Raw genomic sequence first — 15,595 nt, forward strand, 5'->3', positions numbered from 1 at the left:
GAGCAAGCCCGCTCCCACAGGTTGAACGCATTCCAAATGTGGGAGCGGGCTTGCTCGCGAAGGGGCCGGATCAGGCACTACAAATCTTTCCCCTCATCGAAACCATCGATGCGCCTCAACTCATCAGGAGTTTCCATGACCACTCAAATCCCCGAACCGGATCTGAACTACCTGCAAAAAGTCCTGCTGGAAATGCTCGCCATTCCCAGCCCTACCGGGTTCACCGACACCATCGTGCGCTACGTCGCCGAGCGTCTGGAAGAACTTGGCATCCCTTTCGAAATGACCCGTCGCGGCACCATTCGCGCCACCCTCAAGGGCAAGAAAAACAGCCCCGACCGCGCCGTCTCCGCGCACCTCGACACCATCGGCGCCGCAGTGCGTGCAGTGAAAGACAACGGTCGTCTGACCCTGGCCCCGGTCGGTTGCTGGTCGAGCCGCTTTGCCGAGGGCAGCCGGGTCAGCCTGTTCACCGACAACGGCGTGATTCGCGGCAGCGTGTTGCCGCTGATGGCCTCCGGGCACGCGTTTAACACTGCCGTAGACGAAATGCCGATCAGCTGGGATCACGTCGAGCTGCGCCTGGATGCCTACTGCGCGACCAAGGCCGATTGCGACTCTCTGGGCATCAGCGTCGGCGACGTGGTGGCGTTCGACCCGCTGCCGGAGTTCACCGACAGCGGTCACATCAGCGCCCGTCACCTCGACGACAAGGCCGGGGTTGCGGCATTGCTCGCTGCGCTCAAAGCCATCGTCGAGAGCGGCCAAGAGTTGATGATCGACTGTCACCCGCTGTTCACCATCACCGAAGAAACCGGCAGCGGTGCGGCGGCGGCATTGCCATGGGACGTCAGCGAATTCGTCGGTATCGACATCGCGCCAGTCGCACCCGGCCAGCACTCCAGCGAACACGCGGTGAGCGTGGCGATGCAGGATTCCGGTGGCCCTTACGACTATCACCTGTCGCGGCATTTGCTGCGTCTGGCCGGTGAAAACGAACTGCCGGTGCGGCGCGACCTGTTCCGCTATTACTTCAGCGACGCGCATTCGGCGGTGACTGCCGGGCACGATATCCGCACCGCCCTGCTCGCCTTTGGCTGCGACGCGACCCATGGTTATGAACGTACGCACATCGACAGTCTGGCGGCGCTCAGTCGTTTGCTCGGGGCGTACATTCTGAGTCCGCCGGTATTTGCCAGCGATGCGGCGCCGGCCAATGCTTCGCTGGATCGCTTCAGTCACCAGATCGAACATGAGACACAGATGGAGAGCGATACGCGAGTGCCGTCGGTGGACAGTCTGGTGGGGCAGCGTTCCGACAGTTGAATCCTTGTTATCTGAACTATGGCTATCGCGAGCAGGCTCACTCCTACAGTTGGAATGCATTTCCTTGTAGGAGTGAGCCTGCTCGCGATGAGGCCGGTACAAACCACACAAAACTGGCAGCCAGCCACCAATCGCCGTAGCATCCCGCCATTGATTTAGCCGAGGTGCCCATGCTGATTCCCTACGACGCTCTTGAAGTCGACACCCTCACCCGCCTGATCGAGGACTTCGTCACCCGCGACGGCACCGACAACGGTGATGACACACCGCTGGAAACCCGCGTGCTGCGCGTGCGCCAGGCGCTGACCAAAGGCCAGGCGCTGATCGTCTTCGACCCGGAAAGCGAACAATGCCAGTTGATGCTCAAACACGATGTGCCCAAGCATCTGTTCGACTAGCGGACCTTTTCGGTGACCTGTTTGCGCTGGATCCGCTGATAGACTTCAGAACGGTGCACATTGACCTTCTGCGGCGCCTCGACACCAAAGCGCACACTGGAGCCGTTGACTGACAACACGCGCACGGATATGTCGTCACCGATGGAAATCAACTCGCCCACTACACGGCTGAGTACAAGCATGGAATTTATCCTTCAGGGTTAGCCAGGCCTGAAGATGCGCGGTGGGCGCGCGCTCGACAATACGTCGTGAGCAATTCAGTCTTGCCCTACACCCACAAGCGCTGCGCCCGTCAGACATTTCCTGCAAATCACTAAACAGCCTCGCCTCACGGGGCGGAAAAGCGCGGACCGAACAGAATCACGCTCGCGCCGATCACGCACAGCGCCACGCCGATCCAGTCCGAACCCAAAGGGCGAACGCGCTCGACCACCGCCAGCCAGCCGATCGACGCGACGATGTAGATTCCGCCATACGCGGCATAGGCGCGCCCGGCGTAAGCCGCTTCGACGCGGGTCAATAACAGGGCGAACAGGGTCAGGCTGAGCAGCGCCGGGATCACCCACAAGGCACTCTTGCCCTGACGCAGCCACATGAAAAAGGCGAAACAGCCGGCGATTTCAAACAGCGCCGCGAGGAAGAACCACAGGTAATTGAGCATTGATGTGTCTCGACAGGGTGACCACTGCGGCCACCCTAACGACGCGACACCCTTCGGGCAAGTTCAGCCGTTGGTTTGTCTGGCCTTGGCGCGCATTTTATCGGCCATGGTGGTCATTTCGTTGTAGATCAGTTGCGGATTCTTCTGTTTGATCGCCCAGGCCATGCGCCCCTGCTCGTGCGGCAGGATCATGAATTCGCCGGCGGCCACTTGCTGGTAGATATAGTCAGCGATGTCGGCAGCCGTAATCGGCGAACTTTCCAGCAACTTGCCGACCTGGGCTTTCATGGCCGGCGTCGGGCCACGGAACGAGTCGAGCAAGTTGGTCTGGAAGAACGACGGGCAGACCACATGCACGCTGACTTCCTGCTGCGCCAGTTCGATCAGCAAACTTTCCGACAGCGCCACTACACCGGCCTTGGCCACGTTGTAGTTGCTCATCGCCGGGCCTTGCATCAGTGCAGCCATCGAAGCGATGTTGATGATCTTGCCTTTGCTCTGTTCGAGCAGCGGCAGGAACGCCTTGCAGCCCTTGACCACCCCCATCAGGTTGATCGCGATCTGCCAGTCCCAATCCTCCAGCGACAGTTCGCTGAAGAATCCGCCGGACGCCACACCGGCGTTGTTGACGATGACATCAATGCCGCCGAGCTTCACCTCGCAAGCCTGGGCAAACGCGGTGAGCTGGCTGTAGTCACGCACATCGCAACGTTGGGTGAAACCGTCACCACCGGCCTCGCGCACCAGCTTCAGGGTTTCCTGCAGGCCAGCTTCGCTGACGTCGGACAAGGCCAGCTGCCAGCCTTCACGCGCCCAGCGCAGCGCGATTTCGCGACCCAAACCTGAGCCCGCACCCGTGATCATCATGCGATTTTGCATAGCAGACAGCCTTGTTGTTCCGTAGGAGATGCACGGAGTGTAGCGAAGGAACACTGGCCACCCACGCTCCATCAGATTGCTGAATACAGGATCAAAAGATCGCAGCCTGCGGCAGCGCCTACATGAATTCCCTGTAGGAGCTGCCGAAGGCTGCGATCTTTTGATCTCGCGCTTTAAAGGAAATAAACGAGTAATCCAAATACATTAAAAAAACATTGAATTTTCTTTCATTCGCACCAGTCGGAATTTGTAAGCCGTCTGGAATTAGTTAGCCTCCAGTCGCCCTTGAACACCAAGTCTTCTCGAACGCTATAAACAAGGAAATCGACATGGGCACAATTCTTATCATTATCCTGATCCTGTTGCTGATCGGTGGTCTGCCAGTCTTCCCGCACTCCAGAAGTTGGGGTTATGGTCCTTCGGGCATTATCGGCGTGGTGTTGGTGGTGCTGCTGGTCCTGCTGTTACTTGGCAGGATATAAAACCCCAAGACAAAAAAAAGAGGCCCTCAGGGGCCTCTTTTTTATGCAGCGGTTTTATCAGTCCGGCTTGCCGTTGATCACACCGGCGGTGTTGTCCATCAGGCTCTTGGTCGCCGTTTGCAAGAACGCTTCCAGCTTGAGCTTCAGTTCGGCGGTACGCGGTGCGTCCGGAATGATCTCGGCAGAAGGGTTCGCGCCCAGTTGGTACTGGTAGATCTTCGGCGCCATTTCCTTCTCTTTCGGCAGCACCAGGATCTGGTCGGCGGTGACGATGGCAGTGGTCTGCTCGCTACCCGACGGCTTGATCACACCGAAACCGGTGTCGCCGGCCGGCAGGTTGAGCAGGTCGCGGCCCCAGCACTGGTGACGCACTTCGCCACCCAGACGGCCCATGATGGTCGGCACGATGTCGATCTGGGTGCCCACGGTGTGATCGCGGGTGCCGAACTTCTCCTGGATGCCCGGAGCAATCATCAGCATCGGCACGTTGAAGCGGCCCAGGTCCATTTCGGTGATCTGGCGCTCGTTGCCGAAACCGTGGTCGCCGACGATCACGAACAGGGTTTCCTTGAAGTACGGCTCTTTACGCGCCTTCTCGAAGAACTGACCCAGTGCCCAGTCGGCGTAACGCATGGCGGTCAGGTGTTCGTTGAGGCTGCCACGATCGGTCACGCGCTCCACCGGCAATGGCGTCGGCAAGGCGTACGGCGTGTGGTTGGACAGGGTTTGCAGCAGCGCGTAGAACGGCTTGCCGTTTTCCCGTGCCTTCAGCTCCTGCAGACCACGGTCGAACATGTCCTGGTCGGACACGCCCCAGGTCGGATCGGAGAACACCGGATTGACGAAGTCGTTACGACCCACGAAGTTGGTCATGCCCTGGTTACTGAAGAAGCCCGACTGGTTGTCCCAGGCGAAGTCGCCGTTGTAGACATACACGTCGTCATACTTGCGCGCGCTGAGCAGCTGCGGCAGACCGGACAGCTTGTGGCTGCCTTCCGGGGTCTGCATCAGGTATTCGAAACCAGGCAGGTTCGGGAAGCACGCCATGGTCGCAAACATGCCCTGGTGGGTATGGGTGCCGTTGGAGAAGAAGCGGTCGAACAGCAGGCCTTCCTTCGACAGTTTGTCGAGGTAAGGTGTGATGTTGCCCGGTGCGCCCAGGGCGCCGACCGAGTGACCGGCCATGCTTTCCATCAGGATCACGACAACGTTCTTGATCGGCAGGGTCTTGTCGGCCGGCGGCGTGTAGTCACGACGCACGGCAGCGATGTCGGCATCGACCAGGTTGTCGTCCGGCATCACCAGCATCTCGCGCACCACTTTCTGCGCCTGTTCCTGCGGCAGCGTGGCTTTCCAGATGTTGTTGCGATCTTCGCCCATGCGGTCCTTGGCAGCGGCGATCAGCGACAGCGTGCCGTTGAGGCCGAGCTGGTTGGCGAAGTTCGATTCGGTGGTGTACACGTCACCCCAACGCAGCGGCGGGCCCTGACGCAGGGTGCCACGTGCGGCTACGACGCAGATCAGCAGGCAGACCACGAACACCGCCAGGCGGGTGTACCACGGCGCCACCTGACGGGTGCCGACGTTGCCACCGCTGAACGGGCCGCGTGGACGGGTCGCACGGTCGGCGCCCTTGAAGGCCAGGGTCAGGATCACGGTGCCGATGACCCACGCCAGCAGGTAACGCACTACCGGGAAACCGTACCAGAGCATGCTCATCACGGTTTTCGGGTCTTCCTTCACGTACTGGAACACCAGGCCGTTGAGGCGCTGGTGGAACTCGCGGTAGAAGTCCATTTCCATCAGGCCGAGGAACAGCGCGATGCTCGACGCCACAGTCAGCCACAGACGGAAGAAGCCACGCGCAGCCATCGCCCGCGCACTGAACAGTGCCAGCAGCAGCGGAACGCAGACGTAGACCACCAGGCGCAGGTCGAAACGCAGGCCGTTGGCGAAGGCTTCGAGGAAGGTCGAAGCCGGGGTATCGAGGATCATCTCGCGGTTGTAGACCAGCAGCGCGAGGCGCAGCACGGAAAACATCACCATCATGACCAGGGCACACAGCAGCGTGTAGGCCAGATGCGATTTGACGGTCGGTTGCAGCAGGCGAGTGGAAGATCGCTGCTGATTCAGGGCGTCCGGGTTTGCCATGTCGTTTTAGGACCCATTGGAAGTTGAAGTTGCAAAATACAGCGGCGCCATGCCCTCTTTTGGCCATTCCAGGCCCCGGGGCGTGCGCGGTGCGCAAATGTTGCACGATCAACGGCAGCATTGCCATTGATTACTGCCCCATTGCCCGACTCTTTCATACAAGCATTCGGACGGGGGACAAACCGAGTTGCGCGGGCGAATTGTCTGGAACACTTTGTGAAAATTTCGTCCAACGCATATCTGGAAACACAATATAACGACAAAACAAAACGCCCCGATTCGGTCGGGGCGTTTTGCTGTCAGCGCGAAGAATTACTTCTCGGCGCGTTCTTTCAGGGACTTCAGCGTATTGAACGGCGCATCGACCACGAACTTGTTGGCGATCACGCTCGGCACGCTGCCGCCGGGCTCAGTGTGCACCTGATAGGTCACTTCGACTTGATCACCTTTGGGTACGAACTTCCAGAACCCTTTGACCTGAGCGACACGGACAAAGCCTTTCTCTTCGGGAAGGTACTTCGGCACGCCTTCGAGGTTGCGGGTCAGGCTGCCATCGGCGCCCTCAACGGTGGTGATGTGCAACACCGAATCACGTGGGGTCACTGGCCACGGCGTATTGAACTGGGTATAGGTCCAGCTCTGATCGCCCTCGTGCTTGAGCAGTTTCTGGGTTTTGCATTCGTGAATCCAGGCGCAGGCTCCGGCCACGTCTTCCTGCAAGGCACGCAGTTTGGCAACGGTGGTCTTCATCAGGGCAACCCCCTGATAGGACTTGTAATCGGAACCCGGCACTTCGGCCAGCGAGACCTTGATCCCGTCCTGTTCCTTGGCGACCTTCCAGTCTTCGGCCTGAGCCATCGAAGTAGCCAGCACAGCGGTCAAACCACACAACACAGCGATACGATGCAGCGAACCCATAGTCTTATTCCTTATTGTTGAAGTTCCGTTCGTTTGACACATCACGCCGCCGTCATCTGCTCCCACCAGCCGATCAGTTTGATCGCTTCCTCGGAGCTGCTGCCACAGACTTCGACATCGGCGGCAAATCCTGAACAGACCGCCGGACGCTCCGGCTGACCGAAAATGCTGCACAGGTTTTCGACCGAGAGTTGCACGCAACGTTCGCCGGCAGGTTTGCCGTTGGGCATGCCCGGAATGGCAGAGCTGATGGAAGGGGCAATGCAGCAAGCGCCACAGCCTTCACGGCATTTCATGACGAGCAAGTCCTCGCGACGGGCAATGTGTTAAAGAGACACGGACAGAGTAACCGCTAAAACGGTTGTTTCAAATTCCCTGGACCGGGGTTTTTACCGATAACTGAATGTGACTGACCAGTCTCCGACAAAGCGTCTGGTTCGCGGGTCACGGCTCGATTGAATTTATTGCTTGAACTCGAAATCCAGCGCAGCGCCTTCAATATCGCGGCGCTCTTCGTTGCGCAGTTGCAACTGCATTTCGTTGCTGAGCAGGCGGCCGTTGAGCTGGAAGCCGCTGTTCTTCTCGCCGAACATCTGCGGCAGGATCGCCTCGTGTTTGGGCATCGACACAGTACCGGCAGGTTTGAGTTGCTGAACCATGTCTTTGGGCAGGCTCAGGTCCAGTTTGGCCGGCGGCAGTCTGGTTTTAGCCACCTCACTGGCCGATTTCGACTTGGAAGCGACCGGGGGACGCTTCTTCACCGGGGCGGCTTTCTTCTGTGAGGCTTTCTTAGCCGGTGCTTTTTTATCCGCAACGGCTTTTTTGCTCGCGGCCGATTTGCTTGCCGGGGTGGACGTTGCGGGCTTTTCCTGAACGGCAGCTGCCATGACACCGGGCGCATGGCCCATCGTCAACACACCAAGCAAAATCCAGACAGCAGGCAAAATCGCTTTCATGAGCCCCACAACACTAACGGCAGAGGGCCATATGCTCGCCTGTTGAGTGTCACAAGACAAGCACGGTGCGCCACTCGTTCAGAAACCGCCTGCGGTTTCCTGACACAGTTGAGTCGCCAGCAAACCGAGGGTCATCAGCGCCCTTTCCGCCTCGCGATTCCACGGCGTGCCGCAATTCAGGCGGATGCAGTGGTTGAACTGCTCGGTATTACTGAAGATCAGCCCCGGCGCAATACTGATGCCCTGCTGCAAGGCGCGGACGTGCAATTCCTGGGTATTGACCCTGCCCGGCAGACTCACCCAGAGGATGAAACCGCCCGTGGGCCGGGTCATTTGCGTGCCTTCGGGGAAGTACTGCTGCACCGCCAGCTGAAATGCGCTGAGGTTTTTTCGGTATTCCTGGCGGATGTACCGTAAATGCCGGTCATAACCGCCATTTTCCAGATAAGCGGCAATCGCCATTTGCGTGACGCTGCACGCCGAATGCGTGGTGAAGGTCTGCAGACGCTGGATTTCCTGCTGATACTTGCCGGCGATCATCCAGCCGACGCGCACACCCGGCGACAACGTCTTGGAAAAGCTCGAGCAGTAGATCACCCGATCCAGTCGATCGTAGGCCTTGAGAGCTTTGGTGCGCCCCTGTTCGAACATCAACTCGCCATAGATGTCGTCTTCTACGATCTGGATATCGAAGTCCGAAGCCAGGCGCAGCAGTTGTTTCTGCCGCTCTTCCGGCATGGTGCCGCCCAGTGGATTGCTCAGCCGGGTGGTCAGCACCAGCGCCTTGATCGACCATTGGTTGGCGGCCAGTTGCAAGGCTTCCAGGCTCATGCCGGTGGCCGGGTCGCTGGGAATCTCGATCACTTTCAGGCCCAGCAGGTCGGCCAGTTGCAGCAGGCCGTAATAGGTTGGCGATTCGGCGGCGATCAGATCACCCGGACGGGTCAGCACCCGCAGCGACATCTGCAAAGCATCGACGCAACCGTGGGTGATCACCACTTCCGACGGATCGACGACGACCCCGGCATCGCGCATGCGGATCGCCACTTGCCGACGCAGCGGTTCGAAACCCGGGCTGAACATGTAACTGAACGCGCGCGGACTATGGAATCGGGTGACCTTGGCCAGTTGTTGATGCAGCGCGCGCACCGGGAGGTAATCGACACTCGGCACCGCAGCGCCCAACGGGAACACCCCTTCGCGCCGCGATTCGACCAACACTTGCTGAATGATGCTGGCGCGGGTGACCAGTCCTGGCCGCTCGACCCGGGCGATGTCCGGGGTCGGCGCTGTCAGTGCCGGGGTCTGGTGCACGTAGTAACCGGACTGCGGCCGTGCACGGATCAGGCCCTGATCTTCGAGGTTGGCGTAAGCCTGCAACACCGTTGCATGGCTGACATTGAGCTGCGAACTCATCTTGCGCACCGACGGCACGCGTTCTCCGGGCTGATAGACACCGCGCCGGATGTCTTCCGCCAGCTGTTGAGCAATACGTTGGTAGAGCAAGAGGTTGGTCATGACGCAGCACTCGATTTCACGGGCATTTTATTCTTGTGTGAAACAATACCGGAACAGTTTAGAAGTGTACTGGGACAGTTGCCACCATAGTCGACCGTACAGTGCAGTGTCAGCTACAACTGTACGGATTTGCGCGCTATTCGACAGACGTAAAAAAGCCCGGCGCTGCATGACAGGCCGGGCTTTCCAGAGACGCAGCCCTCAGCGGGCGGCGCCGAGCTGGCCTTTTTCGTCGGAGAACACAATTTCCACCCGACGGTTCTGTGCTCGCCCACGCTCGGAAGCGTTGACGTCCACCGGGTATTCGTCGCCGTAACCTTCGACCTGAATCCGCTTGTCCTCGATACCCAGGTCCATCAGCACATCGGCCACCGCCTGCGCACGATCACGCGACAGCTTGAGGTTTTCCTGCTTGCCGCCGGTGCTGTCGGTGTAGCCCTCTATGCGCACCACGCGTTTCGGGTTGAGCTGCAGAAACTGCACGATCTTCAGCACTACACGGTTGGCCGAGTTCTTCAGCTCCGCTTCGCCGGTGTCGAACAGCACATCGCCCAAGGTCATGACCAGGCCGCGATCGGTTTGCGTGGTGGCCAGCGCAACGATCTGCTCCTCGAGCCACTTGCCCTGCTGCTGCACGCTCAGCAGTTTGGACTCGCGCAGGGCCAGTTGCAGGCGTTGACGCTCCAGCTCAAGCTTCGCCGCACGCTCTTCGTTGAGCACCAGATTGGTGTGTTCGCGGGCGATTTCGCTGTAACGCTGACTCAGGTAGGCGTAATGCGCGACATCCCAGCCGCTGCCCCAATAGGTCGACAGGCGATCGGCACGGGCCAGCGATTCACCGGCGCGGATCACGTCCTTGGGCGCGATACGCAGCACATTGGAATCTTCCTTGACCTTCTGGAAGTCGCTGCTGGCCTGCTGCAAGGCGGCTTCGCTGTGTTGACCGGCGCAACCGTAGAGGCTTGCACAACCGGCCAGAATCAACCCGCCGAGGGCTTTGGACTTGAGGCTCATTGGGCATCTCCCAGTTGCTTGCGCAGACGGATGATGCGGGTGTTGAGCACGTTCAGTTGCTCTTCGCTCTTTTGCGTCAACACCTTGGCTTCTGCCAGACGTGCGTCCAGCTCGGCCTGTTCGGCGCGCATGCGGGCGTTCTTGAAAGACTCGTCGGTCATGTTGCCCTTGGCCCGGTTGAACTTGTCTTCGGCCAGTTTCATTTCCGGCAGTTCATCGGCGGTCGCACCCACAGCCTTGGCCTGGGTGATGGCCTGCTCGGTCAGGCGCATTTGCTCATTGGGCGCAGGATCGTTGGCGCAGCCGGCCAGGGCCAGAACGGCCATGGCCGCGAAAAGAGGTCGAATACTCACTAAGAATCCCTACTGTTTTGGGGCACTGACAGGTGGCTGCGGCTGTTGCTGCTGAGCCTTCCAGCGCTCGATGTTGCGTTGCAGCGCGGCTTCGGTCAGTCCGGACGCGGGCAATTCTGTCATCTTTTTAGCGAGCTGTCCGCGCAACCACGGATCGTTGCAGGCCGAGTTGTGCGAAACCGCGAGGAACAGTCCCGGTCGGTCGATCGGTTGCTCGAACGCCAGCAGATCATTGGCCATGCCCAATGCCTGCGCGGCGGCCATGCCCGAGTAGCGCCCGGCGAGTACATATTCGACTTCACCCAGCAGAAGTTTCTGAAAGGCTTGAGTGATGTTTGCCGTCCGGGTCAGGGTCAGATTCTGCTCGGCGAAAGTGCCGAATGCCTGGGTCATTCGAGACTTTTCCGACAGCCCGCCGGTGTGCCCGTGCAGATCCCTGGCTTCGCTGTAGACCAGCGTCGAGCCCTTGCGCGTCCACACCAGATAGTCGTTTTCCAGCAACGGCGGATAGATGTAGTCGACATTTTCCAGCTCGTTGAACATCAGCAGCGTGTCGGCCAGCATGTCCATGCGCCCGCTGCGCACCTCATCGAGGGCCTGCGCGCGTTTGCCGGCGTAGAGCAGCTCGACCTTGATCCCCAGATCCTTGGCCACTTGCTGCAGCAGGTCGGCACTGGCACCGATCAAGTGCTTGGGATTCTGCGGGTCCTGCCACAGGTACGGCGGCGCATCCGGGCTGCCGGTGACGACAAGGCGCTCGCATTTGCCGGCAGCCGCAGCCATCCCCGGTAACAGGATCAATCCCAATAACAACCCGCGGCGCAGATCCATGGCAAAACACTCCCACGCAAATTCGAGACAAAAAAAAGCCCGACCATAAGGCCGGGCTCTTTATAAGTGAAGCTGCCGGATTAGACCAGCTTCTCCAGCTCAGGTACCGCTTCGAACAGATCCGCCACCAGACCGTAATCGGCCACCTGGAAGATCGGCGCTTCTTCGTCCTTGTTGATCGCAACGATCACTTTGGAGTCTTTCATGCCGGCCAGGTGCTGGATCGCGCCGGAGATACCGACGGCGATGTACAGCTGTGGCGCAACGATCTTGCCGGTCTGACCGACCTGCATGTCGTTCGGGACGAAACCTGCGTCGACTGCGGCGCGCGAAGCACCCACGGCGGCGCCCAGCTTGTCGGCCAGAGCGTACAGGTGTTTGAAGTTGTCACCGTTCTGCATGCCGCGGCCGCCGGAAACGACGATCTTGGCAGCGGTCAGCTCTGGACGATCGGACTTGGCCAGTTCTTCGCTGACGAAGCTGGAAGTGCCGGCGTCGTGCGCAGCCGCTACGGCTTCAACAGCCGCCGAACCACCTTCAGCGGCAACCGGGTCGAAACCGGTGGCACGCACGGTGATCACTTTGATCGCAGCGGTCGATTGCACGGTAGCGATAGCGTTACCGGCGTAGATCGGACGCTTGAAAGTATCAGCGCTTTCTACCGAGATGATCTCGGAGATCTGGTCAACGTCCAGTGCAGCGGCAACGCGCGGCAGGATGTTTTTGCCGTTGGACGTGGCGGCAGCCAGGATGTGGCTGTAGCCCTTGCCCAGCTCTGCAACCAGCGGCGCAACGTTTTCCGGCAACTGATGCGCGTAAGCGGCATTGTCAGCGTTGAGGACTTTGCTTACGCCAGCGATTTTCGCAGCGGCTTCGGCCACAGCGCCAGCGCCCTGGCCTGCAACCAGCACGTGAATGTCGCCGCCGATTTTGGCAGCAGCAGCCACGGTGTTCAGAGTGGCCGGGGCCAGCACTTTGTTGTCGTGTTCAGCAATAACCAAGATAGTCATTTAGATTACCTTCGCTTCGTTTTTCAGTTTCTCGACCAGTTCAGCCACCGACTTGACCTTGATGCCCGCGCTGCGTGCAGCCGGCGCTTCGACTTTCAGGGTCTTGTTGGTGGAGGCGGTGGAAACGCCCAAAGCGTCCGGAGTCAGCACTTCGAGAGGCTTCTTCTTGGCTTTCATGATGTTTGGCAGGGACGCATAACGCGGCTCGTTCAAACGCAGGTCGGTGGTGACGATCGCTGGCAGTTTCAGCGAAACGGTCTGCGCGCCGCCGTCGATTTCGCGGGTCACGGCAACGCTGTCGCCAGAGACTTCGACTTTCGAGGCGAAAGTGCCCTGACCGTAGCCGCTCAGTGCAGCGAGCATCTGGCCGGTCTGGTTGTTGTCGCTGTCGATCGCCTGTTTGCCCAGGATCACCAGCTGAGGCTGTTCCTTGTCGACCACAGCCTTGAGCAGCTTGGCCACGGCCAGCGAAGTCAGGTCTTCAGCGGATTCGACGAGGATGGCGCGGTCGGCACCCAGAGCCAGTGCGGTACGCAGCTGTTCCTGAGCGGTGGTCGGGCCGATGGAGACGACGACGATTTCAGTCGCAACACCTTTCTCTTTCAGGCGTACGGCTTCTTCCACTGCGATTTCGCAGAACGGGTTCATCGACATCTTGACGTTGGCGAGGTCTACGCCGGAATTGTCCGCCTTGACGCGGACCTTGACGTTGTAATCCACAACGCGTTTGACAGCTACAAGAACCTTCATGGATTCCTCGTTACTCTCCGGTGAAAAGAAAGTCGCCTAGGCGAACCTGGCGGTTGATGCTCATCGGGCACAAGGGCACCTCTAAAAACGCCGGCTGGGGGCGATGACCGTTCGTCAGTGGTGACCAACAAGTCATTGAATCGCACGGTGTGTAAACTGCGCGCCGGACTTGCGCTGCGCATCACCTTGTACTGCCTGTGCCCTGTCTTTAGAGGTGCTCTTGAAACCGCCAGTCTGCCTACGGCGAGCGCAAAACCGCCCGTATCTTGACCGGAACGCCTATTCCGGTCAATACGGCAAAATGGCCGTTCATAAGCCGCGCTTCTTTGATTTCTCTGGGCTGGAGCCGATTCAAACAAACGTTTGTATTGGACGCTCGGAGTGGTGTAGATATAATGCGCCGCCTAGAGAGAAAGGTGGTTTGCCCATTATTACCCTTGACGTTAACGTAAAGGCAATAACGGATACGACACCGAACCTCCAAATTAGAAAAAAAACTGTTGAGCCTTGAGTAGGAGATAGCCTGTGGAACGCGAATACATGGAATTCGACGTGGTCATCGTCGGTGCCGGCCCCGCTGGCCTGTCCGCCGCCTGCCGTCTGAAGCAGAAGGCCGCCGAAGCCGGTAAGGAAATCAGCGTCTGCGTGGTCGAAAAAGGCTCCGAAGTCGGCGCACACATCCTTTCCGGTGCCGTGTTCGAACCACGCGCTCTGAACGAACTGTTCCCGGACTGGAAAGAACTCGGCGCCCCGCTGAACACCCCGGTCACCCGCGATGACATTTTCGTGCTGAAAAACGCCGACAGCGCGCAGAAAATTCCTGACTTCTTTGTGCCCAAGACCATGCACAACGAAGGCAACTACATTATTTCCCTCGGCAATCTGTGCCGCTGGCTGGCCCAGCAGGCCGAGAACCTCGGCGTGGAAATCTACCCGGGCTTCGCCGCTCAGGAAGCGCTGATCGACGAAAACGGCATCGTGCGCGGGATCATCACCGGTGATCTGGGCGTCGACCGCGAAGGCAACCCGAAAGAAGGCCTGTACACCCCGGGCATGGAACTGCGTGGCAAGTACACGCTGTTCGCCGAGGGCTGCCGTGGCCACATCGGCAAGCAACTGATCAAGCGTTACAACCTCGACAGCGATGCCGACGCTCAGCACTACGGCATCGGCCTGAAGGAAATCTGGGAAATCGACCCGGCCAAACACCAGCCAGGTCTGGTGGTGCACACCGCCGGTTGGCCGCTGGACATCATGGGCACCGAAAACACCGGCGGCTCGTTCCTCTATCACCTGGAAAACAACCAGGTAGTGGTCGGTCTGATCGTTGATCTGTCTTACAGCAACACTTACCTGTCGCCGTTCGACGAGTTCCAGCGCCTCAAGCATCACCCGGTGCTGGCCCAGTACCTGGAAGGCGGCAAGCGCGTCAGCTACGGCGCCCGTGCGATCTGCAAAGGTGGCCTGAACTCGCTGCCGAAAATGGTCTTCAAGGGCGGCGCGCTGATCGGTTGCGACCTCGGCACCCTGAACTTCGCCAAGATCAAAGGCAGCCACACCGCGATGAAGTCCGGCATGCTCGCCGCTGAATCGGTGGCCGACGCCCTGTTCGCCGAAAAGGATGGCACCGAAGAGCTGACCACTTACGTTGACGCGTTCAAGAAGAGCTGGCTCTACGACGAACTGTTCGCCAGCCGCAACTTCGGCCCGGCGATCCACAAGTTCGGCGCGATCGTCGGCGGTGGTTTCAACTGGCTGGACCAGAACATCTTCGGCGGCAAACTGCCGTTCACCCTGCATGACACCAAGCCGGACTACGCTTGCCTGAAACTGGCGGCCGACTGCAAGAAGATCGACTATCCAAAGCCGGACGGCAAACTCAGCTTCGACAAACTGAGCTCGGTGTTCATCTCCGGTACCAACCACGAAGAAGAACAGCCGTGCCACCTGAAGCTGACCGACCCGAGCATCCCGATCAGCAAGAACCTGCCGCTGTACGACGAACCGGCGCAGCGCTACTGCCCGGCCGGCGTCTACGAAGTGATCACCAAGGAAGACGGCGAAAAACGCTTCCAGATCAACGCCCAGAACTGCGTGCACTGCAAGACCTGTGACATCAAGGACCCTTCGCAGAACATCACCTGGGTCACGCCGGAAGGCGCTGGCGGCCCGACTTACCCGAACATGTAAGCCGTATCGCTGAACAACGAGGCTCCCGAAACGGGGGCCTTTTTGTTGCCCAGGTTTTCTGTTTCACCACAAAACAACTGTGGGAGCGGGCTTGCTCGCGAATGCGGTGTGTCATTCAGCCCATTCATTGACTGATACACCGCATTCGCGAGCAAGCC

17 protein-coding genes are annotated in these 15,595 nt (G+C 59.4%); 4 read left to right on the top strand and 13 right to left on the bottom strand.

Features of this window, described 5'->3' with window-relative positions; translation table 11 throughout:
- Positions 1–135: 135 nt before the first annotated feature.
- Positions 136–1,326, top strand: coding sequence for an osmoprotectant NAGGN system M42 family peptidase (locus QMX91_RS20575; protein ID WP_027612398.1), 1,191 nt, complete (start codon positions 136–138; stop codon positions 1,324–1,326).
- Positions 1,327–1,496: 170 nt separating this feature from the next.
- Entirely contained in the window at positions 1,497–1,724 is a 228-nt protein-coding gene (locus tag QMX91_RS20580; protein ID WP_003192759.1) for a YheU family protein, read from the top strand.
- Here the strand turns inward: QMX91_RS20580 and csrA are convergent.
- The 3 genes from csrA to QMX91_RS20595 form a co-directional block, all read right to left on the bottom strand.
- Entirely contained in the window at positions 1,721–1,906 is a 186-nt protein-coding gene (gene csrA, locus QMX91_RS20585; RefSeq protein WP_027612397.1) for a carbon storage regulator CsrA, read from the bottom strand. The two genes, QMX91_RS20580 and csrA, sit on opposite strands and share 4 nt — an antisense overlap.
- A gap of 146 nt (positions 1,907–2,052) precedes the next feature.
- Positions 2,053–2,385 (bottom strand): YnfA family protein, encoded by a 333-nt coding sequence (locus QMX91_RS20590; RefSeq protein ID WP_096794907.1) that lies wholly within the window; start codon positions 2,383–2,385, stop codon positions 2,053–2,055.
- A 63-nt stretch (positions 2,386–2,448) separates the two neighbouring features.
- Entirely contained in the window at positions 2,449–3,264 is an 816-nt protein-coding gene (locus QMX91_RS20595) for an SDR family oxidoreductase (RefSeq protein ID WP_007965649.1), read from the bottom strand.
- A 323-nt stretch (positions 3,265–3,587) separates the two neighbouring features.
- Here QMX91_RS20595 and QMX91_RS20600 point away from each other — a divergent pair, with 323 nt between their 5' ends.
- Positions 3,588–3,746: a DUF3309 family protein gene (locus tag QMX91_RS20600; RefSeq protein WP_169432680.1), complete on the top strand. Its 159-nt coding sequence runs from the start codon at positions 3,588–3,590 to the stop codon at positions 3,744–3,746.
- A gap of 57 nt (positions 3,747–3,803) precedes the next feature.
- Here QMX91_RS20600 and QMX91_RS20605 read toward each other — a convergent pair whose 3' ends face one another.
- From QMX91_RS20605 to QMX91_RS20650, 10 genes are all read right to left on the bottom strand, one after another.
- The gene (locus tag QMX91_RS20605; protein WP_282413267.1) at positions 3,804–5,897 is read right to left on the bottom strand and encodes an LTA synthase family protein; all 2,094 of its coding nucleotides are present in this window, start codon (positions 5,895–5,897) and stop codon (positions 3,804–3,806) included.
- A 312-nt stretch (positions 5,898–6,209) separates the two neighbouring features.
- Positions 6,210–6,815, bottom strand: a complete 606-nt coding sequence (locus QMX91_RS20610) for an START domain-containing protein (RefSeq protein WP_135296322.1) — start codon at positions 6,813–6,815, stop codon at positions 6,210–6,212.
- Positions 6,816–6,856: 41 nt separating this feature from the next.
- Positions 6,857–7,111 (bottom strand): YkgJ family cysteine cluster protein, encoded by a 255-nt coding sequence (locus QMX91_RS20615; RefSeq protein WP_041069283.1) that lies wholly within the window; start codon positions 7,109–7,111, stop codon positions 6,857–6,859.
- 165 nt (positions 7,112–7,276) lie between these two features.
- The gene (locus tag QMX91_RS20620; protein WP_098964993.1) at positions 7,277–7,771 is read right to left on the bottom strand and encodes a translation initiation factor 2; all 495 of its coding nucleotides are present in this window, start codon (positions 7,769–7,771) and stop codon (positions 7,277–7,279) included.
- Positions 7,772–7,849: 78 nt separating this feature from the next.
- The gene (locus tag QMX91_RS20625; RefSeq protein WP_003226969.1) at positions 7,850–9,289 is read right to left on the bottom strand and encodes a PLP-dependent aminotransferase family protein; all 1,440 of its coding nucleotides are present in this window, start codon (positions 9,287–9,289) and stop codon (positions 7,850–7,852) included.
- 201 nt (positions 9,290–9,490) lie between these two features.
- Complete coding sequence (locus QMX91_RS20630; RefSeq protein ID WP_098964994.1) at positions 9,491–10,303, bottom strand: OmpA family protein; 813 nt, start codon at positions 10,301–10,303, stop codon at positions 9,491–9,493.
- On the bottom strand, positions 10,300–10,656 hold the full coding sequence (locus QMX91_RS20635) for a DUF4398 domain-containing protein (protein ID WP_047598756.1): 357 nt from the start codon (positions 10,654–10,656) through the stop codon (positions 10,300–10,302). Before QMX91_RS20635 ends, QMX91_RS20630 begins: the two co-directional genes overlap by 4 nt.
- Positions 10,657–10,665: 9 nt before the next feature.
- Positions 10,666–11,487 (bottom strand): transporter substrate-binding domain-containing protein, encoded by an 822-nt coding sequence (locus QMX91_RS20640; RefSeq protein ID WP_282413268.1) that lies wholly within the window; start codon positions 11,485–11,487, stop codon positions 10,666–10,668.
- 80 nt (positions 11,488–11,567) lie between these two features.
- Positions 11,568–12,497, bottom strand: coding sequence for an FAD-binding protein (locus QMX91_RS20645; RefSeq protein WP_007961977.1), 930 nt, complete (start codon positions 12,495–12,497; stop codon positions 11,568–11,570).
- Positions 12,498–13,247: an electron transfer flavoprotein subunit beta/FixA family protein gene (locus QMX91_RS20650; protein WP_007908338.1), complete on the bottom strand. Its 750-nt coding sequence runs from the start codon at positions 13,245–13,247 to the stop codon at positions 12,498–12,500.
- Positions 13,248–13,772: 525 nt separating this feature from the next.
- Between QMX91_RS20650 and QMX91_RS20655 the strand changes: the two genes are divergently transcribed.
- Positions 13,773–15,437 carry an electron transfer flavoprotein-ubiquinone oxidoreductase gene (locus tag QMX91_RS20655; RefSeq protein ID WP_027612388.1) on the top strand — a complete coding sequence of 555 codons (1,665 nt, stop codon included), beginning with the start codon at positions 13,773–13,775 and terminating at the stop codon, positions 15,435–15,437.
- The last annotated feature ends 158 nt before the right edge of the window (positions 15,438–15,595 follow it).

Origin of the sequence: Pseudomonas sp. PS01299 (assembly GCF_029960145.1) — a bacterium.
GTDB classification, from domain to species: Bacteria; Pseudomonadota; Gammaproteobacteria; order Pseudomonadales; family Pseudomonadaceae; genus Aquipseudomonas; species Aquipseudomonas putida_A.

Bases quoted from the DNA above. Each gene is read 5' to 3' on its own strand.
- QMX91_RS20615 (WP_041069283.1), bottom strand. From the start codon at position 7,111: ATGAAATGCCGTGAAGGCTGTGGCGCTTGCTGCATTGCCCCTTCCATC.
- QMX91_RS20625 (WP_003226969.1), bottom strand. From the start codon at position 9,289: ATGACCAACCTCTTGCTCTACCAACGTATTGCTCAACAGCTGGCGGAA.
- QMX91_RS20580 (WP_003192759.1), top strand. From the start codon at position 1,497: ATGCTGATTCCCTACGACGCTCTTGAAGTCGACACCCTCACCCGCCTG.
- QMX91_RS20605 (WP_282413267.1), bottom strand. From the start codon at position 5,897: ATGGCAAACCCGGACGCCCTGAATCAGCAGCGATCTTCCACTCGCCTG.
- QMX91_RS20620 (WP_098964993.1), bottom strand. From the start codon at position 7,771: ATGAAAGCGATTTTGCCTGCTGTCTGGATTTTGCTTGGTGTGTTGACG.
- QMX91_RS20630 (WP_098964994.1), bottom strand. From the start codon at position 10,303: ATGAGCCTCAAGTCCAAAGCCCTCGGCGGGTTGATTCTGGCCGGTTGT.
- QMX91_RS20645 (WP_007961977.1), bottom strand. From the start codon at position 12,497: ATGACTATCTTGGTTATTGCTGAACACGACAACAAAGTGCTGGCCCCG.
- QMX91_RS20595 (WP_007965649.1), bottom strand. From the start codon at position 3,264: ATGCAAAATCGCATGATGATCACGGGTGCGGGCTCAGGTTTGGGTCGC.
- QMX91_RS20590 (WP_096794907.1), bottom strand. From the start codon at position 2,385: ATGCTCAATTACCTGTGGTTCTTCCTCGCGGCGCTGTTTGAAATCGCC.
- csrA (WP_027612397.1), bottom strand. From the start codon at position 1,906: ATGCTTGTACTCAGCCGTGTAGTGGGCGAGTTGATTTCCATCGGTGAC.
- QMX91_RS20650 (WP_007908338.1), bottom strand. From the start codon at position 13,247: ATGAAGGTTCTTGTAGCTGTCAAACGCGTTGTGGATTACAACGTCAAG.
- QMX91_RS20610 (WP_135296322.1), bottom strand. From the start codon at position 6,815: ATGGGTTCGCTGCATCGTATCGCTGTGTTGTGTGGTTTGACCGCTGTG.
- QMX91_RS20640 (WP_282413268.1), bottom strand. From the start codon at position 11,487: ATGGATCTGCGCCGCGGGTTGTTATTGGGATTGATCCTGTTACCGGGG.
- QMX91_RS20575 (WP_027612398.1), top strand. From the start codon at position 136: ATGACCACTCAAATCCCCGAACCGGATCTGAACTACCTGCAAAAAGTC.